The organism is Serratia sp. K-E0102 (genome assembly GCF_029962625.1).
Classification (GTDB): Bacteria; Pseudomonadota; Gammaproteobacteria; order Enterobacterales; family Enterobacteriaceae; genus Serratia; species Serratia sarumanii.
The window spans coordinates 1,512,527-1,537,515 of the sequence record NZ_CP124754.1 but is presented as its reverse complement, the minus strand read 5'-3'; the positions used below and the strand labels follow the sequence as shown (position 1 = coordinate 1,537,515).

The 24,989-nt window shown below is 59.5% G+C and carries 25 protein-coding genes; 13 read left to right on the top strand and 12 right to left on the bottom strand.

What is annotated here, in order from left to right:
- Positions 1-15: 15 nt before the first annotated feature.
- The 8 genes from SSARUM2_RS07415 to SSARUM2_RS07380 form a co-directional block, all read right to left on the bottom strand.
- Entirely contained in the window at positions 16-1,653 is a 1,638-nt protein-coding gene (locus tag SSARUM2_RS07415) for a hypothetical protein (protein WP_060452757.1), read from the bottom strand.
- Positions 1,643-4,195, bottom strand: coding sequence for a CS1-pili formation C-terminal domain-containing protein (locus tag SSARUM2_RS07410; protein ID WP_060452765.1), 2,553 nt, complete (start codon positions 4,193-4,195; stop codon positions 1,643-1,645). Before SSARUM2_RS07410 ends, SSARUM2_RS07415 begins: the two co-directional genes overlap by 11 nt.
- A 17-nt stretch (positions 4,196-4,212) precedes the next feature.
- Positions 4,213-4,881 (bottom strand): hypothetical protein, encoded by a 669-nt coding sequence (locus SSARUM2_RS07405; protein ID WP_033646845.1) that lies wholly within the window; start codon positions 4,879-4,881, stop codon positions 4,213-4,215.
- Between the two features lie 77 nt (positions 4,882-4,958).
- The gene (locus SSARUM2_RS07400; RefSeq protein WP_033646847.1) at positions 4,959-5,546 is read right to left on the bottom strand and encodes a common pilus major fimbrillin subunit EcpA; all 588 of its coding nucleotides are present in this window, start codon (positions 5,544-5,546) and stop codon (positions 4,959-4,961) included.
- A gap of 427 nt (positions 5,547-5,973) precedes the next feature.
- Positions 5,974-6,603: a LuxR C-terminal-related transcriptional regulator gene (locus SSARUM2_RS07395; protein ID WP_060452756.1), complete on the bottom strand. Its 630-nt coding sequence runs from the start codon at positions 6,601-6,603 to the stop codon at positions 5,974-5,976.
- Between the two features lie 168 nt (positions 6,604-6,771).
- Positions 6,772-7,611, bottom strand: a complete 840-nt coding sequence (locus SSARUM2_RS07390; protein WP_033646852.1) for a winged helix-turn-helix domain-containing protein — start codon at positions 7,609-7,611, stop codon at positions 6,772-6,774.
- 516 nt (positions 7,612-8,127) lie between these two features.
- Positions 8,128-9,549 (bottom strand): heavy metal sensor histidine kinase, encoded by a 1,422-nt coding sequence (locus SSARUM2_RS07385; protein ID WP_060452755.1) that lies wholly within the window; start codon positions 9,547-9,549, stop codon positions 8,128-8,130.
- Positions 9,546-10,217: a heavy metal response regulator transcription factor gene (locus tag SSARUM2_RS07380; protein ID WP_033637675.1), complete on the bottom strand. Its 672-nt coding sequence runs from the start codon at positions 10,215-10,217 to the stop codon at positions 9,546-9,548. The genes SSARUM2_RS07385 and SSARUM2_RS07380 overlap by 4 nt, the downstream gene beginning before the upstream one ends.
- A gap of 140 nt (positions 10,218-10,357) precedes the next feature.
- On the opposite strand from SSARUM2_RS07380, the gene SSARUM2_RS07375 reads away from it, so the two are divergent.
- The 4 genes from SSARUM2_RS07375 (at position 10,358) to SSARUM2_RS07360 (ending at position 13,084) form a co-directional block, all read left to right on the top strand.
- Positions 10,358-10,984 (top strand): hypothetical protein, encoded by a 627-nt coding sequence (locus SSARUM2_RS07375; RefSeq protein ID WP_033653393.1) that lies wholly within the window; start codon positions 10,358-10,360, stop codon positions 10,982-10,984.
- 12 nt (positions 10,985-10,996) lie between these two features.
- The gene (locus SSARUM2_RS07370) at positions 10,997-11,602 is read left to right on the top strand and encodes a cytochrome b/b6 domain-containing protein (protein WP_033637673.1); all 606 of its coding nucleotides are present in this window, start codon (positions 10,997-10,999) and stop codon (positions 11,600-11,602) included.
- Positions 11,595-12,362, top strand: coding sequence for a molybdopterin-dependent oxidoreductase (locus tag SSARUM2_RS07365; protein WP_033637672.1), 768 nt, complete (start codon positions 11,595-11,597; stop codon positions 12,360-12,362). Before SSARUM2_RS07370 ends, SSARUM2_RS07365 begins: the two co-directional genes overlap by 8 nt.
- Positions 12,363-12,484: 122 nt before the next feature.
- Complete coding sequence (locus SSARUM2_RS07360) at positions 12,485-13,084, top strand: hypothetical protein (protein WP_041034124.1); 600 nt, start codon at positions 12,485-12,487, stop codon at positions 13,082-13,084.
- Between the two features lie 77 nt (positions 13,085-13,161).
- Here the strand turns inward: SSARUM2_RS07360 and ygbI are convergent, their stop codons facing one another.
- Positions 13,162-13,932, bottom strand: a complete 771-nt coding sequence (gene ygbI / locus SSARUM2_RS07355; protein WP_060452754.1) for a DNA-binding transcriptional repressor YgbI — start codon at positions 13,930-13,932, stop codon at positions 13,162-13,164.
- A 283-nt stretch (positions 13,933-14,215) separates the two neighbouring features.
- On the opposite strand from ygbI, the gene ltnD reads away from it, so the two are divergent.
- From ltnD to SSARUM2_RS07325, 6 genes are all read left to right on the top strand, one after another.
- Entirely contained in the window at positions 14,216-15,130 is a 915-nt protein-coding gene (gene ltnD, locus SSARUM2_RS07350) for an L-threonate dehydrogenase (RefSeq protein WP_033646860.1), read from the top strand.
- A complete protein-coding gene (gene otnK, locus SSARUM2_RS07345; protein ID WP_080437560.1) occupies positions 15,130-16,389 on the top strand; it encodes a 3-oxo-tetronate kinase in 1,260 nt (419 codons plus the stop codon). The genes ltnD and otnK overlap by 1 nt, the downstream gene beginning before the upstream one ends.
- The gene (locus tag SSARUM2_RS07340; RefSeq protein ID WP_033637668.1) at positions 16,386-17,018 is read left to right on the top strand and encodes an aldolase; all 633 of its coding nucleotides are present in this window, start codon (positions 16,386-16,388) and stop codon (positions 17,016-17,018) included. Before otnK ends, SSARUM2_RS07340 begins: the two co-directional genes overlap by 4 nt.
- 3 nt (positions 17,019-17,021) lie before the next feature.
- Positions 17,022-17,798 (top strand): 2-oxo-tetronate isomerase, encoded by a 777-nt coding sequence (gene otnI / locus SSARUM2_RS07335; protein WP_060452752.1) that lies wholly within the window; start codon positions 17,022-17,024, stop codon positions 17,796-17,798.
- Positions 17,799-17,902: 104 nt separating this feature from the next.
- Positions 17,903-19,273: a GntP family transporter gene (locus SSARUM2_RS07330; RefSeq protein ID WP_033646865.1), complete on the top strand. Its 1,371-nt coding sequence runs from the start codon at positions 17,903-17,905 to the stop codon at positions 19,271-19,273.
- 63 nt (positions 19,274-19,336) lie between these two features.
- On the top strand, positions 19,337-19,867 hold the full coding sequence (locus SSARUM2_RS07325) for a GNAT family N-acetyltransferase (RefSeq protein WP_033637665.1): 531 nt from the start codon (positions 19,337-19,339) through the stop codon (positions 19,865-19,867).
- Positions 19,868-19,870: 3 nt separating this feature from the next.
- On the opposite strand, the gene SSARUM2_RS07320 is transcribed toward SSARUM2_RS07325, so the two are convergent.
- On the bottom strand, positions 19,871-20,743 hold the full coding sequence (locus tag SSARUM2_RS07320; RefSeq protein ID WP_060452751.1) for a LysR family transcriptional regulator: 873 nt from the start codon (positions 20,741-20,743) through the stop codon (positions 19,871-19,873).
- A gap of 91 nt (positions 20,744-20,834) precedes the next feature.
- On the opposite strand from SSARUM2_RS07320, the gene SSARUM2_RS07315 reads away from it, so the two are divergent.
- Complete coding sequence (locus SSARUM2_RS07315) at positions 20,835-21,818, top strand: nitrilase family protein (RefSeq protein ID WP_060452750.1); 984 nt, start codon at positions 20,835-20,837, stop codon at positions 21,816-21,818.
- An 87-nt stretch (positions 21,819-21,905) separates the two neighbouring features.
- Here the strand turns inward: SSARUM2_RS07315 and ompX are convergent, their stop codons facing one another.
- Complete coding sequence (gene ompX / locus SSARUM2_RS07310) at positions 21,906-22,424, bottom strand: outer membrane protein OmpX (RefSeq protein WP_033637662.1); 519 nt, start codon at positions 22,422-22,424, stop codon at positions 21,906-21,908.
- A gap of 400 nt (positions 22,425-22,824) precedes the next feature.
- On the opposite strand from ompX, the gene rhtA reads away from it, so the two are divergent.
- A complete protein-coding gene (rhtA, locus tag SSARUM2_RS07305) occupies positions 22,825-23,712 on the top strand; it encodes a threonine/homoserine exporter RhtA (RefSeq protein ID WP_004939202.1) in 888 nt (295 codons plus the stop codon).
- A 132-nt stretch (positions 23,713-23,844) separates the two neighbouring features.
- On the top strand, positions 23,845-24,312 hold the full coding sequence (locus tag SSARUM2_RS07300) for a YhcH/YjgK/YiaL family protein (protein WP_033646871.1): 468 nt from the start codon (positions 23,845-23,847) through the stop codon (positions 24,310-24,312).
- Here SSARUM2_RS07300 and SSARUM2_RS07295 read toward each other — a convergent pair.
- Positions 24,294-24,845: a shikimate kinase gene (locus tag SSARUM2_RS07295; RefSeq protein WP_060452764.1), complete on the bottom strand. Its 552-nt coding sequence runs from the start codon at positions 24,843-24,845 to the stop codon at positions 24,294-24,296. The two genes, SSARUM2_RS07300 and SSARUM2_RS07295, sit on opposite strands and share 19 nt — an antisense overlap.
- Positions 24,846-24,989: the final 144 nt, after the last annotated feature.

The window sequence follows — 24,989 nt, the reverse complement described above, 5'->3', positions numbered from 1 at the left end:
TTTCACGCTCTGCCCTCAATTGATGTTGCGCCAGGTGGCTTCGACATGAATTTCACCGGCGGCGCTGACGTCGCCGTACCAACCGTTGCCGTCGACGGTTCTCAGCGAGATCGGGTTATTCATCGGAATGCTAAAGGTCACACGGGTCTTGTTCAGCACCCCCACTTCACCGGAAATATCATTCCACGGGGTGCTGCTCCAGAGCGCATTGGTCATGTCGTGCCACTGGCCATCGCAGCCGGCGGCGAAGCTCTGCTGGCCGTTGGTGCTGGTGGTGATGCCGAGGGTGGCGGGAAACGGCACCTGGGTACTGTTATCCGCGGAAGAAAAGAGGCAATAGTTCACCCCGTTGATCGCCCGAGTCGGCCCGGTCGCCATCACCCTCACCTGATCGGCGGCGGTTTTGCCGCTGGTAGTCACCAGGTAGCCGAACTCCAGCGCCGGCTCCGTCGGGCCGACATAACCTTCACGATGAGGGCTGTTGTCGTAATCATCGGAAATAATGCTGATGCTGAAATCGCGCGGCTTGATAATCAGCTGGTTTGAGGTGGAAAACTCATACCATCCCGACTCCGGCGAGGTGGTGTTCTGAAAACGGAAATTGATCAGATCGCGAGTGCCGCTGTCGGAAATCCCCAGCGCAACCATCTGTTTGAAGAAGTTACTGGAGAAGAACACATAGACGGCATTGCTGCTCTTCAGTTCGTTAAAGGTATAGTAGCTGCCGGTGCCCGACGTGTTTTTCCAGGTGTTGCCGTTCAGACTGAACTGCAGGTCGGCGGCGTTCACCGCTGATGACAGCGCCGCATGGTTAATCGCCGGGAAAACATGAATCGAGGTATTACTGACGCTGCCGTCGGTCTGCAAATCATAGCTGACCATCTTGCACATGATGCCCGAGCGGGCGCCGATAGTCTGGTTCTTGCAATCGGCATTGCCCTCGCCGATGATCGGCACCCCATCGCTGTTGACGAACACCTCCGATACGGCGTTGGTATTGATAAAGCGCAGGTGCGCCGCCTTGCTGTGCGTGACGGTGCGCTTGTACCAGCTGCCGCTGGCCTGATCCTGGCAACGGCCGCCGGCCGCGGCGTCGTAAGCCACCGACGTTTGGCAACCGTTGATCTGCATGCTGAAAGCGTCACCCGCAGCCATCTGCTTCAGATACTGATAGAAGCTCGGCGACATCATGCCGTGCATCCATTTTGCGCCGCCTGGCGTGACCACGGCGCCATAAAATCCCTTTTCGTCGGTGGTCTGCGGCAGAATCAAGCTGGTATCCATATTGCAACCGGCATACCAGTTGATGCAACGCAAGCCGAGGAACGGATTCTTTATCGGCGCATTTTCCAGCCACATGTCATAGCGCCAGTTGGCATTCAGCCCCGTGTTGTAACCATTGTCCACGTACCCCAGGCTCTGCTGATAGATAGTGCCGGAACCGCCGTATTTCAGCCCGGTCCACTTGTTGGCGCCGGTCATGCGCGGATCCAGCCCGCCGGCCGGCGTAACGAAAAAGTTGTCGTCGGCGTTGTTCTCCACGAAGACAAATTTCATTACCGCCGCATCCGGCCAGTTGGTCTGGCTGACCGCCGCCTGCAGCGCGGGGGCGACCAGCGCCAACAACAACAACAGCGCAACGTTAGCTCTCATGGTCAGACTCCCCGGATGACAGATTGCCCGCATAGGTTTTCAGCCCGGTGCAGATCACGTCGCCGACCCACACCGCGCCTTGCGCCTTGCTCAGATCCAAATCTACTTCGCACGTCTGATTGCCGCTGTGGGTAAAATCGATAACCGGGAATTTTTTGTCGACGTCCATGATAAATTCGCCTTTCTCATCGGTGCGGGTGCGGCCGATATGGTTCTTGATATAGGCGTTGGCCAGCAGCGTGCCGTCCTCCGCCTTGATGCGGCCGAACACCGTCACCATCTGTTTTATCTCCGGCGAGATCACCGCCACGTTGCCCGGATACAGGGTGAGCTTGCTCTTGCGCTTGGTGACGATGTCGAAGCTCTCCGCCGAGTTTTTGTTGTTCATCAGCTCAACGTCGTACTGACCGTAAGGCGACAAAGGCAGGTAATTCTTATTGCCGCTCAGCTTCACCATCCGGCCGTCAACCCGTGCGGTCAGCAGGCCGTCGTTTTCAATGCCGGTATTGAAGATAATCCCGGCGTTGCCTTCGTTGCGGCCGCTGATGGCAATATCACGCCCTTGCCAGCCCATGCTGCCGCTCGCGGTCAGGCTGCTGTTAACGTAGCCGTCGGCGGAGCTGCTGACGTTGAGCGTGCCGGCAGAATACTTGGTGTCGAAGCGCGCATAGCCACCGCCGTTGAAGCGGTTGTCGCCGCGGGTATCACCGGAAATCGCCCGCGACAGGTTGGCGCCCAGGGTGCGGATCGGCCCGTCCTTGATGTCCTTGCGCGCCGCCAGGTTGGCGGTGGTGTAGCCGTTTTGATTGGAAACGCCGGCGCTTAGCCAGTTGCCCATCGGCAGTGAAAAATCGAGCGCGATGTACTTGCCGGTATTGGCGTTGCTGCTGCCGTTGTTGTAGCGTTGCACGCCCGCACGCACGCCCAGCGTGCCGAAGCGGCCGGTAAAGATGTTCTGGTAATAGTCGGCGTTGTAATAGTGGCTGTCGTTCTTCTTATCGTCGTTGTAGCTGGCGCTCAGGGTGCCCAGCGGAGACCACAGCGCCCCCAGATTAAGGCTGCCGCCAACGGCGCGGTTATAGGCGTCATTTTGCAACAGACGATCGCCAATCTGCGTTTTCTCCTGATTGATCCATACGCTGCTGAAGCCGCCGGGCAACGCGGCGCTGACGCTGTTGACCAGGCTCCAGGAGCGATCGGAGGCCGCCATATTTTGCAGGTTGATCTGAATCGACTCGGTCACCGGCAGGCTGACGCGGCTCTCGCCGACGGCGTTGCCGTCAAACGAATACCCCGACAGCGCCCAATTCAGCGTGTGCAGATTGCCGGTAGCCGAAGCGCCAAGCAAATAAGAGTCCTTTGCCGGGCGGTGGCGCTCTCGCTCGCCGCGCCAGTCGTCCATGCGCAGCATCCCGCCCCAAAATTGCCAGGCCAGCGGCGCATTGGCGCCGCGATTGGGGCTGAACAGTTTATTCACTCGCTGCATGCGTTTATCGACCACTTTGCCGTTGACCACGACTTCCACCTCTACGTCATAGATACCGTAGGGCAAACTGCCGGTGTCCACTTCATGGTTGCCCATCGTGAAGGTTTGCACGCTGAGCAGCCGCCCGTCGCGCGACAGATGCACCTCGCCGGCCGAGGGGAAAAAAACCACGATCGGCGTCAGCGATTGGGAATTATCGAATACCGTCGAGTTGGCGCGGTTGCCGTAGGACAGACCATAAATCTTGCTCGAGTTGATGGTGGTGACCGGCCCCAGCGACTGCAGATTCCAGCTGTCCAGCATGCCGGCAGCGAAACGGCGGCCGGCGAAATCACGCTCGTACATTGCTTTGTACAGCGTGGCGTTTTCATCGCCGCTGCCGATACCGTAGATGGAACCGTTCAACTCCACGTGGTGTTCACGCAACGCCGTGACGCTGTTGAGCGATAAATAACTGGAGGTATTGCCTTCGCTGGCGCGGGCCCGGTTATCGTAGACTCCGAGGTTATAATCCAGCGTGCTGCTTACGGCATCCACGCTGGACGCGCCGATGTCGCTGGAGCGGGCGCGCAGCACCGTTCCGAGCGCGGATTCCTTCACCACCAGCTGCAGGTTGAGCTGCCGGAAATCCAGCGCCAGCCAAGCGTCGTCCGCGATCCGGATATGCTGCTGCCGATCGAATGGCGCATCCTGCAAAGCCTGCAGCTGGCCGGCTATCGCCGCCGTCAGCCGGGCGCCATCGTCGTTATCCTCCAGCGTCACCCGACGAATCGTTAGCCTGTCCTGATCCAGGTAGAGAAAGGCATGGCCGATGCGGCTGTCGTCTTTGACGCCATCGCTCTTTTCATAATGCAACAACAGCGGAATACTCATCCCCTCGCGCAACGCCAGGCTGAAGGTTTGCGGGATCAGCACGCCGTTAATCTGCGTCAAACCGGCCGCCATCGCCATACGGCCAGGCAACAGCGTCGGCAGCGCCAGCGCACCGGCAGCCAAAAGCGTTTTCAACAGCACAGCGTTCACATGCCACTCCTTGCGTGATTGTTTTGCATCCATCGTGGATAACGCGCGCATTACTTCACCGGGATAAACTGTTCGCCGTGCCACAGCGCGACGCGCCCTTTTTTATCGTTGACGTCAACCTTGCTGAAGGCGCGATCCTTGCCCGGCATCACGAAATAGTTCTCCTTGCAGTCGCTGCCGTCTTGCTTGTTCCTGCAATTGCCGTAGGCCACCACTTTGAACGTGGCGTTGCCGGTGTTTTTGATCCGTCCGTTGGCGAACTGATAGGCGAAGCGATCCTGCCGAGGCGCCACCACCAAAATGGTGCCGATGCGCGCCGACGTGGTGGCCACGGCATTACGCCGATCCGAGTTTTGCCCCGCCTCGCTCAGCGCCTGATCGAACCAAACGATGCGGTAGTAGCGCTCCTGAGCATCGTTCGGCCCCTTGTAGTAAAAGCGGATCACGTCGCTGGCGTTGGCCGGCAAGATCAGGCTGGCGGGCGACAGCAGCATTTCATCCCGGCTGCTCATCGGGATCGCCGTACCGGAGGCCAGGGGGCTGGAAATGCGTTCGATCTTGATGTTCACCAGCCGGCCGCTGTCGGTGGTGTTTTTGATTTCCTTGCTCAGGCGCGCGCTGTCGCCAGGCATGAAGGAGCTGATCTCACCCACATCGAGAGCCAAAGCCGGCCGCAGCAGCATTAACATCAGGGTGACGGCGAGAGAAAAGCGTGTCATTGCGGTATTCCACTGGCGTTGATGAGCGATAAATAGCAGGAGGTCTCCCCCCTGCCAGGTGCAGATCGTTCGGGGGATTAGGAAGTCCAGGTCGCGTTGAACTCGACGCTGACGTCGCCGCTCCAGATACCTTCCGGCAACGTGCTGAAATCCGTGACGGCGGTGGTGCCGTTTGACGTCGCGCCGATGATGCTGAAGGTGAACTGATCCTGCGCGCTGGTGCGGCCGGCCTGGTTATAGGCGTTGGACAGGGCGCTCAGATTGCCGCCCAAAATGCCGGCGGTGGTGTCGATCATGGTGGTTTCAGCCGTTTTCTCTACCGCAGCACCGTTGTAGTTCACCCCGACTTCCAGCGTAGAACCGGAAGTATCCAGCTGAGTCAGCGTATTGGAGACCAGTTTTGAGGTCAGTTTGAAAGCGGTGGCCGTGGTATCGCCTTCCACGGTGACGTCAAACAGGCCTTTCTGACTGTTGAAACCCTTAATGCCTTCTGCATAGTTGAAGGTCAGGCTGCCAATCGGCGTCACAACCAGTTTGCTGGTGGTGTCTTTCTTGGCGGTCGCAGACCAGGTTGCCAACGCCTGAGCGGTAACGTCGGCGGCTTGAGCAGTGCTGACCGCTGCAAAGGCGGAAACGATCGCCAGAGCCAGTGTCATTTTCTTCATGGTATAACTCCCTTCAATGTTGAATATGTTTTCTTTCTTTCGTCCATCCTCAGCCAGCCGTTTGCATCACTGCGTTTAGCCAGTCTGCTTGACGCCACAAGAATATCCCTAGCCGATCAAAAAAGAATCATTAACTATTAAAGTTTAAATATTTAGATTTAAATACCGCAATTAAGGTTTTAACCACCTCCAGTCACGTTAAAACACGGATTAAGCCTTTGATGAAAGCACAATCATATTGTGGTTTAACCCCATCAAAGCGGTTGTTGTTTAACCACAAAGCAGCCCTGTTTATCCTTGCCATGTCCGTACAGAATTTCAGCCCGCGTCATTCGTTGAGGAGAGAAGATTGATTGGATTAACTCAGGAGAGCAGCAGCCAATCCAGATCGGCCGCTGTAGAGAAAAAGGGGGCTTCTCGCCCTGTGTCAGGAAGGGTACCGGGTTCTCAGGGAAAGAATAAGCCGCATAAAACCGGCCTGATTGAGGCCCAGTTTTCGCATAATATTCAGTTTATGGGAGCTGATGGTTTTGTAACTTCGCCGGGTCAGGTTGGCAATGCTTCGTGGAGATGCGCCGGCAGCCATCATGGCCAAAACTCGCCATTCACCGTCAGATAATGCGACAGGCGAATGGGCCAACCGGGCGCGAATATGCGGGGAACGATAGCCGGAGAACTCACCCGCAGCCGCAATGGCATCACGCAGGCAATGCAAAGGTTCCTCCTTTGCCACTATAGCTATGCGCGCATCCCTCGCTAACAGCGCTAATATACCGGGGTGTTCTACCGCGGTGAAAATCACCAAGGGAAGTTCCGGCCAGACATTTTTTGCCGTCAGAACGAACCGCAATACATCATACAAATATTCGTTCTGATGATATAACTCCATAATAAGCGCGCGCGGCTTCCCCCCTTTCAATGCTCCCTCCAGCTCGCTCAAGGTATCGATAAAATACCTGTCACTTGATCGGGTAACGAGAAATGCTTCCATTCCTGTTCTCACTAAATAGCTGGGTTCAAAAAATAGCAGCGCATCACCGAAATCGGCTTTAACCATACATAATCACCATAATGAGGTAGAAAGCGGTAGAGAAAGGGAAATACCTCTCGATAAACGCCACACGGCACCCCGCCAAATGAAAATCAAACGTTCAATTTCAATGCTGTAATATTTTTGTCATATCCACCGTCCTTTCAATCGCGTTGGGCCGACGGCTATCGATGGTCAATTAATAAACTCGGCATTGTCGCTTTCCAAACCGGAACAGATCTCCATTTTATGTTCACGCAAAATCTTGCAGCGCAGCAGGAATAAGCGGGAAATGCCGGAAATGTAAGCCCTGACCTGATTACTGCGCACCACCAGCAAAAACTCATCGCCGCTGCATTCTCCCGTTTGGTGAGCGGCGTAAGCCAGAATGTCCCGATTCAGGCTGGCGTTGACCGACGCCGAGGCGGCAGGCAAGGACATGAAAACCTTACAATTGCCGGACTTTCCCAGGTAGCTCTCCTGCCGGGCCTCCGAGCCGCTGAAATAGGCGGTGACAGCAATGGCCATGAGGATGCCCCCCAGGACCAATGCACAGATCATCAGCCAGCCGCGGCGGGAATCACCGAAAAAAGAGGTGGCCCGGTTGATGACGGTTGCGGATGGCGGGTTTATCGCCGCTTCGGGCGCAGGCTCCGGCAAAGAGGCGGCGGGTTCTGCATCGTGTCTATCTTCCGCTTCCTCATAAGACTCGATGGTAATCTCATCACGCAGCATAAAACCCACTTTAGGGACAGTGACAATAACCTCTTCCTCGACGCCCAGATTTTTAATCACCCGACGTAATTTGCTGACGCACTGATTAAGATTATTATTGCTGGAAACCATGCCGTAATCGTCCCAGACCTTCTTGAATATCAATTCACGCCCCACGGCCTCGCCATGGTGGGCAATCAGCAGCAGCAACAACCGCTTGGAAGGACTGGATATGGATATGGGATCGTCAGAAAAATCAGTTGGGCTAAGGGTTCTGGTGTCTGCGTCAAAGAGAATATGGTCATTAAATCTATATTTCATTTTATTCACATGTTTTCACTATAGCGATAATTTATAGTTTGGCGTCAAATGTTAATGAAATATTAAATCGGGTTAATTCGCAAAAACACCCAAATGCAGGCAAGAAAAACCACGCAATCAACGCCACGAAATACGCTTTTTCACCTCACCACCGTTATATAGGATTTTTCTTGCAAACCATAACCAAAGGTTAACCAATCACCACGCCCATTGATATATTGACGCGATAAAAACCACAAAGTTAGTTTTTTATATCGCAGATTACAAACTTTAAGGAAAATCATCTCAAAAAATGGTCGCAGAACTAAATTTTAATAAAAAAATAATAACACGTGAATGTTGAGCGCAATCACATATAGCCGGCATACGCATTAGCCTGATGAATTAACACGCTTGCCGCGACGCAAATGTTAAAATTTAGGTTCAGCCAAGGCGCTGGGGAAATAATAATGAAAGGAAAAGCTTACGAATGACGCCTGTCGCATTATTCGCAACAGGCGAAAACATTCGCGCAGTTCATTGAACTGATGAAGGGAATATCAGGCTAAAGGTCAAGCAAGCAGCATCCTGGCCAGCGGAACACTGCGCGCGCACCTCACCGCCGTGCAGCGTCATGATGGCGCGCACGATAGACAGCCCCAGCCCACTGGCATGATTGCCGGCGCTGCGCGCGGGATCGGCGCGGTAGAAACGATCGAACAGTTTTTCCAGCTGTGCCGGCGCGATCGGCGGCCCCTGATTGATAACCTGCACCCACCAGGCATCGGCGCGCCGTTCAGCCCGCAACGCGATCAGGCTGTTTTCATCGGCATAGCGCACCGCGTTGGCCACCAGGTTGCTCAGCGCCCGCTGGAACAACATCGCGTCCGCCTTCAGCTCGCCTTCCCCTTCGCAGCTCAGCGCGATGCCGCGTTCTTCCGCCAGCCCTTCGAAGTAATCCGCCACCCGCCGCAGTTCCAGCGCCACATCCAGACGGCCGTAGTTCAGCGCAGACTGCGCCTCCCCGGCGCGCGCCAGGAACAGGATGTTTTCCACCATGCGGGAAATGCGCTCCAGCTCATCCATATTGTTCGACAGCAGGGTTTCGTACTCCTCCACGCTGCGGGGCTGGTAAAGCGCCACCTGGCACTGGCCCATCAGCGCCCCTACCGGGGTGCGGATCTCATGGGCCAGATCGGCGGAAAACTGCGTCAGGCGCTGATAGCCTTCATTCAATCGATCGAGCATCGCATTGAACGAACGGGTCAGCTGCTGCAACTCCTTCGGCGCCCCCTGCTCGCTGAGGCGCGTCGACAGCGTATTGGGCGCAATCTGCGATGCCTGCGCCGCCATGCGCCATAACGGCTTCAATCCCCGGCGCATGACCCCATACCCCAGCAGCGCAATCAGCAGGAAAGCCACCGCCACCGCCGCGACGATGCGCCACAGGTAACGCGCCAGCATCTTCTGCTCGTTGACCATCACGTGCGCGGCGGAGATCTGCAACAGGCTGCCGTCTTCCAGGCGCACCATCGCCGACGCCGCACGCAGCGGCACCCCCTGCGCCGTTTCCCCGCCGCGCACGGCGGCCAACGTCTGCGCCTGGCCGGCCGGCGTCGGCGCGATCGGCGGCAATGCCACCCCGGCCGGGTTCACGTTGATGAGCGGTTCTTGCCCCGGAATTTGGAAAATCAGCACGTCCTGTTCATTGCCCAGCATGTTTTCAAACAGGCCGTTATTGGCGGTCAGGCGCGCCAAAGGAAAGCGCTGTCCCAGCAAATGGCGGAAATACTCTACGCGCCCGGTCACCTGCAGATCGCTGCGCAGCGTCATTTCCTGGCGCATGGCACTATACAGATACCCGCCCGTCCCGCTCACCACCAAAGCGGCCACCAGCGCGAACAGCGTGGCGGTGCGCAGCGTCAGCGATACCGGCCGACGTGAAGTGCGCCCGTTCACGAGCGTGGCTCGCAGACATAGCCGATGCCGCGCACGCTGTGGATCAGCTTGACGTCGAACGGCCGGTCTATTTTGGCGCGCAGGCGTTTGATCGCCACGTCAACCACATTGGTGTCGCTGTCGAAATTCATGTCCCACACCTGAGAGGCGATCTGCGTGCGCGACAGCACTTCTCCCTCGCGCCGCACCAGCAGGTGCAGCAGCATGAACTCCTTGTTGGTCAACGGGATCACCTGTTCCTGACGCACCGCCCGGCGGCGCAGCACGTCCAGCTGCAGATCGGCGATGGCATAATGATCGGCTTCGCGCGCCGGCCCACGGCGCAGCAAGGTGCGTAAACGCAGCACCAGTTCGGTGAACGAAAACGGTTTAATCAGATAATCGTCCGCGCCCAGCTCCAGACCGTGGATGCGATCCTGCACGCCGTCGCGAGCGGTGAGAAACAGAATCGGCACGTCGCTTTTCTTGCGCAGCACCTCGATGATCTGCCAACCGTCCAGCCCCGGCAGCATCACGTCGAGCACGATCGCATCGTAATCCTGCTCCAACGCGCGAAACAACCCGTCGGTGCCGGTGCGCGCCAAATCGACGCCGTACCCCGCCTCGCTCAGCCCTTTCTTCAGGTAATCCCCTGTGCCGATATCGTCTTCAACTACCAGTATTCGCATGCTCGCCACCTCGTTACGTCTGCAAAAATACTAGCAGCTTCGGCGGACAAACTTGATGACATTAATGTCATCAAACGGCCATGGCGCTGACCCAATGGCTCAACCATGCTTACCCGGCAAACTCATTTCAGGAGAACGTTATGATTACCCGTCATCGTATAGCCGGTTTACTGTTGTCCACCTTGCTGCTGTCCAGCGGCCTGGCCGCCGCCGCTCAAACGCCGGGCAAGGTTATCGCGCCGCTGCGCGGCACCATCAGCCAGGTGGCCGACGGCAATCTGCAGCTGACCGATCGCAAGGGTGAGACGCTCAGCGTCAAGCTGAACGATCAGACCAAAGTGCTCAGCGTGTCCAAGGCCACGCTGGACGACATCAAACCGGACAGCTTTATCGGCACCGCCGCCGTGCCGCAGCCGGACGGCACGCTCAAAGCGCTGGAGGTGCACGTGTTCGCCGCCAGCCTGCGCGGCACCGGCGAAGGGCACTCGGCCTGGGAATCCGCCGACGGCAAAGTGGACACCATGACCAACGGCACCGTCGGCAAACTGGTGAAATCCAACGGCCGCACCCTGACCGTCACCTACGGCAACCAGCAGAAAACCGTCGTCGTGCCGGAAGACGTGCCGATCGTGACGCTGGATCCGGGCGATCTGAGCCTGCTGAAGCCGGGCGTGCACATCGTGCTGTTCTCCGCCGTCAACGATAAGGGCGAGCGCGTCGCCACCCGCATATCCGCCGGCAAAGACGGCACCGTACCGCCGATGTAACCGGAGAAAGCCATGAAAACCAACGCGTCGCGGCCGGTGCATCGCTGGCCGGTTCGAATCACTCATTGGATCAACCTGTTCGCCATGGTGTGCATGTTCATGAGCGGCTGGGAGATCTATAACGCCTCGCCGCTGTTCGATTTCCGCTTTCCGCCGCAGATGACGCTGGGCGGTTGGCTGGGCGGCGCGATTGGTTGGCATTTGGCGGTGATGTGGCTATTGGCGCTCAACGCCGCCTGCTATCTGCTGTGGAGCCTGTTCAGCGGCCATTTTCGCCGCGATCTGTTGCCGCTTCGCGTCGGCGCGCTGCGGCAGGATATCTGGCTGGCGTTGACGCTGCGCCTGCGCCACCGGCATGGCCACTACAACGCCATTCAGAAGCTGATGTATCTCGGCGTGCTGGCGCTGGGCCTATTGCTGGTGCTGTCCGGCCTGGCGATTTGGAAGCCGGTTCAGCTGCAGGGATTGGTCGCCCTGTTTGGCGGCTTCGATTTCGCGCGCTACGTGCATTTCTTCGCCATGGTCGGCATTGGCCTGTTCGTGGCGATCCACGTCTTTATGGTGATCGTCGTGCCCAAAACGCTGTGGGCGATGATAACGGGTGGCAAACATGAATGAGAAAAAGCCGCGGGCAACCGCGCCAAAACTGGAACCGGACCAAAAAAAGCAACTGGTCAATCTGCAGCGCCGCCTGATGCTGCGCTCCGGCCTGACGCTGGGCGGCATCGCCATGCTCACCGGTTGCAACCTGCAAGACGGCGATCGGGTGGATAAGGTGCTGTGGGCCATGTCGCGCTGGAACGACCGGGTGCAGGCCTGGCTGTTCAGCGGCCAGCGGCTGGCGCAAACTTACCGGCCCGATCAGATTACCCAGCCTTTCCCCTTCAACGCGTTTTACCCGGAATACAACGTCCCCGAGATCGATCTGGCCGGCTACCGGCTTGAAGTCGCGGGGAAAGTGGAGAAAAAAGCGCCCTGGACGCTGGAACAGCTGCAGCGGCTGCCGCAGCAAAGCCAGATCACGCGTCTGATCTGCATTGAGGGCTGGAGCGCCATCGGCCAATGGGGCGGCGTGCCGCTGCGCACCTTTCTGCAGCACGTCGGGGCGGATCTGAATGCCGGTTACGTCGGCTTCAAATGCGCCGATCGCTACTACTCCAGCCTCGACATGGCCACCGCGCTGCACCCGCAGACCATTCTGGCGCTGGATTTCGGCGGCAAGGCGCTGCCGGCGGACTATGGCTACCCGCTGCGGCTGCGGGTGCCCACCAAGCTGGGGTTCAAAAACGCCAAACATATCGCCGCCATCTTCGTCAGCGACGTCAATCCGGGCGGCTATTGGGAAGATCAGGGCTACAACTGGTTCAGCGGCATTTAGTTTTGCGCGGCGCTGCGCATAAGCGCCATCGGCGGCTGGAGGATCTTCTCCGCCGCAGTTAATAATCGGTTCGTCACAAAGGGGATAACTATAGGAAAAATAATAGTAAAAAGGATTTCATCATGGAGATTGATGTGAGGGAGATCAATGCGCGACCAGCCACAGAGTATAGATACCGAATAACGGTTTATAAAAATGCAGGCGCTGCTGCTGCGTATTACCTTGATTTTAAAAAAGCGACGTTAAGGATGCGTCAATGGCTTATTGGGGCTTATCCCACCTCGGAAATATTGGACAATGCGTATGCCATGGAACTGTATGATGTAAAAGCATTGGAAGTCCGCGCCGAAGTAGCCAGATCCTTATTTGATACCTATACCAGGATGGCGTACACCCGATATGAACGAGAACAACTCTTCATTAATGGCATTGGTCTGGCGATCGTCACCTTTGTTGCGCAATACCAAGCAAGATTGGTTTTCAGCGTACCGCTCAGGCCGGCATTAGCCAGAATTTATGACTCGCTCTTGAAAAAACACGCGCGTCGCGTACATTATTTGTACAACCAGGAGCTTATTGAGGACGGATTATATGTCATCGAAATCCCGCCTGTTAACGGCAGAATCCCACCCAACCCCTATGAGCATGAAGGAACGGCACCAAAAAGAGATGCAAGCTTTCCACGAAGAATGGGCGGAACAAAGGCGCCGCGAATGGCGTGAACGCGACGGCGTTGAAGCAAGTGAACCGCCCGCATGTGGCATCGATACCGAACTTTTATCCTGATTCCGGTTCGTTCTTACTCTTCTTCCCCTGCCGTCAGCAACGCAAGCCCCGCTTGCTCGATTGCCTCCCGCGCGGCGGCTGGCAGCCCCTCGTCGGTAATGACGGCGTCAAAGGCGGCGATCGGCAGCGCCAGGTAGGTCGCGATCTTGCCGTATTTCGAGGTGTCGCTGAGCAGAATGCAGCGGCGGCTGGCCTCGACGATGGCCTTCTTTACCATCACCTTGTCTTCGTTCGGCGTCGACAGGCCGCGCATGCTCCACGAAGAGGCGGAGATAAACGCCAGATCGATAAACAGACCGCGCAGCGCCTGCGCCGCCGCTTCGCCGACGCAGGAGCGGTTTTCCCGGCACACGGTGCCGCCGGTGTGGATGATTCTGCACTGGCTGTGTTCGATCAGGAAGCCGGCGATGACAAAGTCGTTGGTCACCACCGTCAAATCGTCACGTTCACCGATCTGCTTCGCCAGCGCCAGCGTGGTGGTGCCGGCATCCAGATAAATACAGCTATTGGCGGGAATTTGCCGCGCCGCCAGCCGGCCGATGGCGATTTTCTGCCGGCTGAACATCCCCTCTTTGGCCTGGTGCGAAGGTTCGCTCGCCACCCGCTCGGGTGCCTGCACGCCGCCCGAGACCGACTGCACCGCGCCCTGTTCCTCCAGCTTTTGCAAATCGCGGCGGATCGTCATATGCGACACCCCCAGCCGTTCGGTCAGCTCGACAATGCTGACGACGCCGCGTTCGGATACCAGCGCAAGAATTTGTTGATGGCGTTCTACAGGTATCACGGTTCCCTCTCGTTGCTGCGGTGATAATAATTGTGATTTTACGTCAATTTTCGTTCGCCGATAGCCCTAATTTTTCGCGGCGTGACGGCGCGCGCAGTGACGCCAGAAAAACATAAACTTATTTAAAAACATAACAATAATGTTGATACAGGCCAGAAACTGTACGAAGAATTCGTCTCACTCACTGTTAATTATTGTGATATCGATCGCGGATAAACGGCCGTCAAGCGCTTACATTTAACACAACAAAACAAATTATCACTAAAATTAACAGGAGTGCAGTATGACACACCCAGGGAATTATGCCGTCTGCGTCATTGGGCTGGGCGCGATGGGCATGGGCGCGGCGCGCTCGTGCCTCCGCGCCGGATTGACCACCTACGGGGCGGACCTGAATCCGCAGGCGTTGGCGGCGCTGCAACAGGCCGGCGCAAAACACGCGTCTACCAGCGCGCGCGACTTCGCCGCCGAACTGGACGCCGTGCTGCTGCTGGTGGTGAACGCCGCCCAGGTGAAGCAGATCCTGTTCGGCGAACAAGGCCTGGCGCCAAAGCTCAAGCCGGGCACCGCGGTGATGGTCTCTTCGACCATTTCCGCCGATGACGCCAAACAGATCGAGCAACGGCTGCTGGACTACGGGCTGCCGATGCTGGATGCACCGGTTTCCGGCGGAGCGGCCAAGGCGGAGGAAGGCCAGATGACGGTGATGGCCGCCGGCGCCGACGCCACCTTCGAGCGCCTGCAACCCGTGCTGGACGCCATCGCCGGCAAGGTTTACCGCATCGGCGAGGCGATCGGCCTGGGCGCGACGGTTAAAATCATCCACCAGCTATTGGCCGGGGTGCACATCGCCGCCGGAGCGGAAGCCATGGCGCTGGCCGCCCGCGCCGGCATCCCGCTGGACGTGATGTACGACGTGGTCACCCACGCCGCCGGCAACTCCTGGATGTTCGAAAATCGCATGCGCCACGTGGTCGACGGCGACTATGCGCCCAAATCGGCGGTGGATATCTTCGTCAAGGATCTGGGGCTGGTGGCCGATACCGCCAAGGCGCTGCACTTCCCGCTGCCGCTGGCCTCCACCGCCTTCACCATGTTTACCGCCGCCAGCAACGCCGGTTACGGTAAAGAAGACGACAGTGCGGTAATCAAAATCTTTGCCGGCATCGATTTGCCGCAGAAAAAGGAGGCAATCTGATGCTGCTCGGCGTAATCGCGGATGATTTTACCGGCGCGACCGATATCGCCAGTTTTCTGGTGCAAAACGGCCTGCCGACGGTGCAGTTGAACGGCGTGCCGCAAGACGAAACGCCGGTCAGCGCGCAGGCGGCGGTCATCAGCCTGAAATCGCGCTCCTGCCCGGCAGAGCAGGCGGTCGAACTGTCGTTGCAGGCGCTGGCCTGGCTGCAAAAACAGGGCTGCCGCCAGTTCTACTTCAAATACTGCTCCACTTTCGACAGCACCGCGCAGGGCAATATCGGCCCGGTGACCGACGCCCTGCTCGCCGCGCTGGGGGAAAGTTTCACTGTGGTATCTCCGGCGTTGCCGATAAACGGCCGCACGGTCTATCAGGGCCACCTGTTCGTCGGGGAACAGCTGCTGTCCGAATCCGGCATGCGTCATCACCCGGTCACGCCGATGACCGACAGCAACCTGCTGCGCCTGATGGAATCCCAGGCCACCGGGCGCTGCGGGCTGGTGACGGCGGCGGAAATGGATCGCGGCGCCGGGGCGATCAGCGAGAAACTGCGGCAATTGGCGCAGGAAGGCGTGCGCTACGCGGTGCTGGATACGCTCAACGAACGGCATCTGCTCAGCCAGGGCGAAGCGTTGAAAACGATGAAGCTGGTGACCGGCGGTTCGGGCCTGGCGATCGGCCTGGCGCAGCAGTGGGCGCAGAACGGCGAGCGTTCGGCAGAGGCGGCCGGTGCGCCGCAGGGCGAGAAAGCGGCTGTGCTGTCCGGTTCTTGCTCCGTCATGACTAACCGGCAGGTGGCGCACTACCGCGAACGCGCGGCGGCGCAGGCCATCGATATCGGCCGCTGTCTCGATCCGCAGGCGCGCGCCGCCTACGCCGCCGAGCTGGCGCATTGGGCGCAGCGTCACGCCGGGGAGGCGCTTGCCCCGCTGATCTACGCCACCGCAGCGCCGGAAGCGCTGCAGCAAACGCAACGGCAGTACGGTAGCGCCGCCAGCGAGGCGGTGGAGGCGTTGTTCGCCGAGCTGGTAGTGCAACTGCGCCAGTTGGGATTCAGCCGCTTTATCGTCGCCGGCGGCGAAACCTCCGGCGTGGTCACGCAGGCGCTGGGCATTCGCGGCTTCCATATCGGCCCCAGCATTTCCCCCGGCGTTCCCTGGGTGCGCGCCAGCGATCGGGCCATTTCCCTGGCATTGAAATCAGGCAATTTTGGCGATGAAGCCTTCTTCACGCGCGCGCAAACGGAGTTTCCAGTATGACCACGACCATCGAACAGCAGGCACGAGAAGAGATGGTGCGCCTGGGCGCCTCGTTTTTCCAACGCGGTTACGCCACCGGCTCAGCCGGCAACCTCTCGCTGTTGCTGCCGGACGGCGCGCTGCTGGCGACGCCGACCGGCTCCTGTCTCGGCGAGCTGCAGGCCGACCGCCTGTCTAAAGTGAGCCTGAACGGCGACTGGCTGTCCGGCGACAAGCCGTCGAAAGAGATCAGCTTTCACCGCGCGCTGTATCTGAACAACCCGGAATGCAAAGCGGTGGTGCACCTGCATTGCACCTACCTCACGGCGCTCTCTTGCCTGCAGGGGCTGGACGTCGACAACGCCATCAAACCGTTCACCCCCTATGTGGTGATGCGCGTCGGCAAGGTGCCGGTGGTGCCCTACTATCGCCCCGGCGACGAAAGGCTGGCGCAGGATCTGGCCCGCCTGGCGCCCACCCACCGCGCCTTTTTGCTGGCCAACCACGGGCCGGTGGTGACGGGTAAAGACCTGCGAGCGGCGGCGGACAATACCGAAGAGATGGAAGATGCGGCGCGGCTGATCTTCACCCTCGGCGATCGTCCGATCCGCTATTTGACCGATGATGAAATTGCCGAATTACGGAGCTGACCCATGCCTAAATTTGCCGCCAATTTATCGATGATGTTTAACGAAGTGCCGTTCCTCGAGCGCTTCGCCGCCGCTGCCGCACAGGGCTTCAACGCGGTGGAGTTCCTGTTCCCTTACGAGCATCCCGCCGAGCTGTTGGCGGAAAAACTGCGCGAACACGGCCTGCAACAGGTGCTGTTCAACACCGCGCCCGGCGATGTCGCCGCCGGCGAATGGGGGCTGGCGGCGCTGCCGGGCCGCGAGCAGGATGCGCGCGCCGATATCGATCGCGCGCTGGCCTACGCCATCGCCCTCGCCTGCCCCTGCGTGCACCTGATGGCCGGCGTGGTGCCCGCGGGCGCGGACCGGCAGCGTTATCTCGACACCTTTATCGCCAATGCGCGCTATGCCGCCGACGCCTTCGCCCCGCACGGCGTCAAGGTGCTGATCGAAGCGCTCAGCCCACCGGTCAAACCCGACTACCTGTTCGCCAGTCAACATCAGGCGGCGGAGGCGGTGGCGGCTATCGAGAGACCGAACGTGTTCATTCAGTTCGACTTTTTCCACGCGCAGTTAGTGGACGGCAATATCAGCGGGCTGCTGGAAACGCTGGCCGGGCGCTACGCGCATATCCAGATAGCCTCGGTGCCGGATCGCCATGAGCCGGATGACGGCGAACTGAATTACCCGTGGCTGTTCGACAGGCTGGATGCGCTCGGTTATCAAGGCTGGGTAGGTTGCGAATACCGGCCGCGCGGCGACACCGCCGCCGGGCTCGGCTGGCTGAAACCTTACCGCTAACGCCGCCGCCGACACCAGAAATCGATTTTATAACAATGAAACGCACCCGTATCGCCACGCGGCGATCGCGGTGCCCAACGCTTACCCAACGAAAGGCTTTTTTCATGTCTACCTCTCTGCTGTTGCTGATTGCCGTACTCGGCGTGGTGCTGCTGTTATTGATGGTCATCAAGGCGAAGGTGCAACCCTTTGTCGCGCTGTTGGTGGTCAGTCTGCTGGTGGCGTTGGCCAGCGGCATTCCGACCGGTGAAGTGATGAAAGTGATGACCGCCGGGATGGGCGGCGTGCTCGGCTCGGTGACCATCATCATCGGCCTGGGGGCGATGCTTGGCCGCATGATCGAACACTCGGGCGGCGCCGAGTCGCTGGCGCAGCGCTTCAGCCAGGGGCTGGGGCCGAAACGCACCGTCGCCGCGCTGACCCTCGCCGCGTTTATCCTCGGCATTCCGGTGTTCTTCGACGTCGGCTTTATCATTCTGGCGCCGATTATCTACGGCTTCGCCAAGGTCGCCAAAGTGTCGCCGCTGAAGTTCGGCCTGCCGATGGCCGGCGTGATGTTGACGGTCCACGTCGCGCTGCCGCCGCACCCCGGCCCGGTGGCCGCCGCCGGTTTGCTCAACGCCGACATCGGTTGGCTGACTATCATCGGCCTCGCGATCTGTATTCCGGTCGGCGCGATCGGCTATTTCGCCGCCAACTACCTCAACCGAAAAACCTATCCGTTATCGATAGAGGTGCTGGAACAGCTGCAGCTGGCGGCGCCGGAACCGCGTCCGGAAGGGCAAGCGCCGCTCAGCGATCGCATCAACCCGCCCGGCGCCGGCCTGGTGGCGGCGCTGATCGTCATCCCGATCGCCATCATCATGCTCGGTACCGTCTCCGCCACGCTGTTGCCTGCCGGCTCGGCGCTGCGCGATACGCTGTCGCTGCTGGGCTCGCCGGCGGTGGCGCTGATGATCGCCCTGCTGCTGGCCTTCTATTTCCTGGCGCTGCGCCGCGGCTGGAGCCTGCAACACGCCAGCGACGTGATGGGCGCTGCGCTGCCGACCGCCGCGGTGGTGATCCTGGTGACCGGCGCGGGCGGCGTGTTCGGCAAGGTGCTGGTGGAATCCGGCGTCGGCAAGGCGCTGGCGGAGGTGCTGACGGCCATCGGCCTGCCGCTGGTGCCCGCCGCCTTTATCATTTCGCTGGCGCTGCGCGCTTCGCAGGGATCCGCCACCGTGGCGATCCTGACCACCGGCGGCCTGTTGTCGGAGGCGGTCAGCGGCTTGAATCAGCTGCAGCTGGTGCTGGTGACGCTGGCGACCTGTTTCGGCGGGCTGGGGCTTTCCCACGTCAACGACTCCGGTTTTTGGATCGTCACGCGCTATCTGGGGCTGTCGGTGGCCGACGGCCTGAAAACCTGGACGGTGCTGACCACCCTGCTCGGCCTGAGCGGCTTTCTGTTCACCTGGCTGTTGTGGCTGGCGGTGTGATTTCTCTGGCATACTGAACGCCGTTGTTTTTCATCGCCTTTCACCCTGTGCAGGAGCAGCAACATGACCGTAATCAACACCGCGCCAACGCTTGTCACCGAACGCCTGCGGCTGGACGCGCACAGGCTGGACGACTTCGAGTCGCTGGCCGCATTGTGGGCCGATCCGCTGGTGGTACGCTATATCGGCGGCACGCCGCGCGACCGGGAAGACTCCTGGGGGCGCCTGATGCGCTACGCCGGCCACTGGGCGCTGTTGGGGTATGGAAATTGGGCAGTGCGTGACAAACAGAGCGGCGAGTACCTCGGCAGCATCGGCTTCTTCGACGGCCTGCGCGATATCACCCCGGCGCTCGACGCGCCGGAAATGGGCTGGACGCTGGTGAGTTCGGCGCACGGCAAAGGCTACGCCACCGAGGCACTGCGGGCGGCGCTGGCCTGGGGTAAAACGCACCTGCCGGGGGAGAAAACCGTCTGCATCATCTCGCCGGAAAACCAGGCTTCGCTGGCGCTGGCGAAAAAAGTCGGCTTTAGCGAAAGCCGCCGCAGCGAGTATCACCAGAGCCCGATCGTCGTGATGCATTGCCCGCTCTAAAACCTAACCGTGTTGCATCGCCAACGCCGTCTGAACAAAGTTGTCCCGCAGCGCGTCGGCGCGCTGCGGGTCCCAGGCGATACCGACCTGCCACTCAGTTTCCTCGCCGCTCAGCGGTAAAATATCGATGCCGGCCGGCGCGATATGCGTGATGCTGTGCGGCAGCAGCGCAACGCCGACGCCGGCGGCGACCAGCGCCAACAGCGTCTGAATATCGCCGGCCTGCTGCACCACGTTCGGCGTCAAGCGATGAGCGGCGATAAACCGCAGCGACTGATCGCTCAGCCCGCGCCCACGCTTCGGAGTCAACTGCAACAGCGGCAGCTGATTGAAACGCGCCATCAGATCGTCGGCGCACAGCGCCAGCGAGCCCGGCGCGGCCAGCACCAACCGGTCACTCAGCATTGCCACGCCGCACAGCGGCGTATTGACCGGCAAACGCACGAACCCCGCCTGCAACTCCCCCTGTAACAGCAACTGATACTGCCGCTCCGACGGGATGTCCTCCAGGCCGATCGCCACCTCGGGAAACCGTTGGCGAAAAGCCGCCACCAGCTGCGGCGCCAGATGAAAGCTGGAGAGGCCAAATCCCAGCGCCAGCCGCCCCGCTTCCCCGAGCGCCACCCGCCGGGCGCGCCGCTGAAACTGCTGGTACTGTTCCACCAGCGCCTGCGCCTCCGAGTAGAGCCGCTGCCCGCCGGCGGTGAGCACCGCGCCCTGTCGGCCACGCTCGAACAATCGAACGCCGAGCTGGGTTTCCAGCGCCTGAATCTGCTTGCTCAGCGCCGGCTGGCTGATGCACAGCCGGCTCGCCGCCTGTCGATAGTTGCCCTGCTCGGCCAGCGCCACCAGGGCGCGCAGTTGTTTTATGTCCATTCCATCAGGTTATCAAATAGGGAATTTAATTGATTATACAGTAATCAATCCACCTGCTGTAATCAACGCAGACCCTAACAGGAGAGACACCATGACCATCTCATTGCGCGCCGCCACGGTGCAGTTCCAGCATCGCGCCAACGATAAGAATTACAACCTGTCGATCATTGAGCGCTTTATCGCTCAGGCGGCCGAGCAGCAGGTACAGCTGCTGGCCTTCCCGGAAATGTGCATCACCGGCTATTGGCACGTGCGCCATCTGTCCGACGTCGAAGTGCGGGCGCTGGCGGAACCGATCGCCGCCAGCCCTTCGCTGGCGCGCATTCGCCCGCTGGCGGAGCGATACAACATGGCGATCGGCGTCGGGCTGATCGAGCTGGGCGACAACGGCCGTTGCTACAACGCCTACGCCGTATGCCTGCCGGACGGCGCGCTGCATGTGCACCGTAAACTGCACGCCTTCGAACACCCGGCTATCGCCAGCGGCGATCGCTATACCGTATTCGACACCCCCTGGGGCGTGCGCGTGGGCGTATTGATCTGCTGGGACAATAATCTGGTGGAGAATGTGCGCGCAACGGCGCTGCTGGGCGCGGAGGTGTTGATGGCCCCGCACCAGACCGGCGGCACCCATTCGCGCAGCCCGCACGGCATGAAGCCGATCCCACAGGCGCTGTGGCAGCGGCGGGCGGAAGATCCGCAGGCGATAGAAGTCGCCTTTCGCGGCGAACACGGCCGCGGCTGGCTGATGCGCTGGCTGCCCTCGCGCGCTCACGACAACGGGCTGTTTTTGCTGTTCAGCAACGGCGTGGGCCGCGATGACGATGAGGTACGCACCGGCAATGCGATGATCCTCGATCCCTACGGCCGCATCGTGGCGGAGACCTGGGCGGCGGAAGACCGGATGGTCAGCGCCGATCTCGATCTGACGCTGATCCCGCTCAGCACCGGCCGCCGCTGGATTTACGGACGCCGCCCCGAGCTGTACGGTTTACTGACCGAACCGCAAGGCTATGAGCGCGATGCCCGCAGCGCACGCTTTTCGACGCAGCCGACGGGGCGCGGCGGCCAATGACAGATAAAAAAAATCCGCCCGAAGGCGGATTTTTTATCCGCGCGGCAACCTGTGCCGCGCATTCACGCCCGCAGGCATGAAGAAATCTTAGAAGCGGTAGCCTACGCCAACGTTCCAGCTGCCAACGTCCACGCTGCGGATGCGGCTCTGCTCGTAGCCAACGTCCAGGGCAACGTTTTCGATTGGGTTGAACTGCAGACCGGCACCGTAGGTGAAGCCGTAGTCGCTGTTGCCACCTTTGTTACCACCAGCCTGGGCGTTGTCGATGTTTTTGCCGTAGCCAACACCGATCACACCGTAGATGCTCGCCCAGTCGTTGAAGCGGTAAGCTGGACCTGCGGTGATGGAATCGTACTGAGATTTCTTGTAGAAACCGTTTTCAGAACGATTTTTTTCCAGGTGGGTGAAGGAGCCGATCACACCCAGTGGGTTGTTGTCGAACTCGTAACGGTATTTCAGGTTGAAACCGTCGGCCTTGTTAGCAACGCCTTGGAGATCACCCTGCGCATAGCCAGCGGATACGGTGCTCTGACCAGCGAATGCGGTACCTGCGCTAACTGCTAATACGCAAGCTGCTACTGCGGAAAGACATGCAATTTTTTTCATAACCACCTCAAACGCGTTTTATTATTAAGTACATCCATTTGTTCATGCTTTGAAAATATAACAAAAATTAGCGTGAAACTCTGCCTTGAAATGAGTGTCTAAAGCTTTATATCGTGTAACAGAAGATTTCAAGAACAGTGTATCTGCTTCTTTTCGCTCTATTTTCGGCCGTATTCTACGGCTTTCTGTGACAAAAATCACCAATTTAATATCCAGATAATTCTTAAGAAAAAGCGCACTTTTTGACCAAATCCGCCGCATCTCATCCGAGGATCGGCGGATTTCACCGCGATGCGCGCTTTTCTCAGACAGATTTTCGCCATTTCATTTACACTGCTCGCATCCCCGTTTCGACCGTTTTCTCAAGGCTGAGGAACGGCGCAAAAAAGGCTCGTTAAGGATGTCGTTATCTACTTCCGGCAGAGCGCCCTCCGCGCTGCTGCCCATCTGTCTGTTAATCATCGCCATGGTGTCTATCCAGAGCGGCGCCTCGTTGGCCAAAAGCCTGTTCCCGATCGTGGGCGCCGAAGGCATTACGACGCTGCGCCTTTTCATCGGCACCCTGATTCTGTTCATTATCTTCCGCCCGTGGCGTATGCGCATCGTCGCCGGCAGCCGCTTGCCGCTGCTGATTTACGGCCTGTCGCTCGGCGCGATGAACTACCTGTTCTACCTGTCGCTGCGCACCGTGCCGCTCGGCATCGCCGTGGCGCTGGAGTTTACCGGCCCGTTGGCGGTGGCCATGTTCTCGTCGCGCCGGCCGATCGACTTTCTTTGGGTGGCGCTGGCGATCGCCGGGTTATGGTTCCTGTTGCCGCTCGGCCACGGCGTGGGCGGGATCGATCCGTTCGGTGCCGCCTGTGCGCTCGGCGCCGGCGCCTGCTGGGCGGTCTATATCATCTTCGGCCAGAAGGCCGGCGGCGATCACGGCCCCGGTACGGTGGCGCTCGGCTCCTTGATCGCCGCGCTGGTGTTCTGCCCGATCGGTGCCTGGCAAACCGGCAGCGTGCTGTTCAACCTCGATATTCTGCCGGTGGCGCTGGCGGTGGCGATCCTCTCCACCGCGCTGCCATATTCGCTGGAGATCATCGCGCTGCCCAAAATTCCGGCGCGCACCTTCGGCACCTTAATGAGCCTCGAACCGGCGATGGCGGCGCTGTCCGGCATGCTGTTCCTCGGCGAACACCTGAGCGGCGTGCAATGGCTGGCGCTGGCGGCGATTATCGCCGCCTCCATGGGCTCCGCCCTGACCATTCGCCCCAAGCCGCGCCTCGAAAGCCTTTCCTGATCGCCTGACTCGCCTGCCGACCGCAACGTCGGAATGCAGGCGGGTTAACTGTTTTCCTCGTGACAAATCGGCATACTTCCCCTTAGCCTGTATCGCAGGCTCTTTGGACTTTCGCTCACATGGAGAATAACAGTGATTCACAACAGCCTGTTCAACCCCCGCTTCGGCCGCGGACTCGCGCCGGCGCTGGTTTCAACCCTGACCGAGTTACGCCGATGCGACCTGCCCGAACTGGCGCTGGGCCATCACCCGATCGACGGCGACAACATCTTTATGGACGTGATGACGCTGACCACCGTGCCGGCGGCGGAAAAGCGCGCCGAAATGCATCAGGAGTACATCGCGCTGCATCTGCTGATCAGCGGCGAAGAACGCATCGAATACGGCCTGGCGGGCGACTGGCACCGCGAACATCCCCACGCGGAAAATAGCGACCTTCTGCTGCTGGACATCAAACGCCACCCGCAAACGCTGCACATGACGCACGGCATGTTCGCGATCTTTTTCCAGATGGAAGCGCACAAAACCGGCTGCCTGTGGCAGCGGCCGCAGCACATCAAGAAAGCGGTGGTGAGGATCCATCACCGCCTGCTGCTGTGAACCTGCGGCAGCGTCCGTAGAAAATCGGCGGCCTGGCGGGGAGAGCGCAAGCGCTTGAAACGGCGCCCTGCATCGGTACGGGCCATCTCCGCCAGGTATTTTCGCCGGTTCTTCGAGTAAGTGCGGATCGTCCACAGCACGATCGACTCGCGGCTGAAGAAAGAACGGCGGAAACTTTCCCGATTGCCGGTGCCCGGCCACAGCTCGCGTTTGCTGGCCGCGCGCCGGCACGCGCGGCGCACGGCCTGCCACAGCGTGCGGCAGAAGCCGTAGTCCAGCCACAGGATATAATCGACCTCGCGCCACTTGATCGCCTGCGTGCGGCTGTAGTTGCCGTCCAGCACCCAGCCTCCTCCCGCTTCGGCCAGCGTCTGCTCAAGCCGCGCCAGGAACGCCTCATCGGGCGTCCCCTGCCATTCGGGCCGCCAATAGAGCCTGTCCATCTCGATATAGGGAACGTCAAGCCGTTCCGCCAGTTGACGCGCCAGGGTGCTTTTACCGCTGCCGCTGGTGCCGACGACGTTAATTTTCATCATTCGCCAATAAAGTCCGGGGTTAATTCCCTTACTTTATCCGCATCAATTACGGCTATCAATCTGAATAGGCTTGAAATTAACACCCCGATAACAAAGCAGATATTTAGCCGAACCCGCATGCCGGCAGAAAATAAAATAACA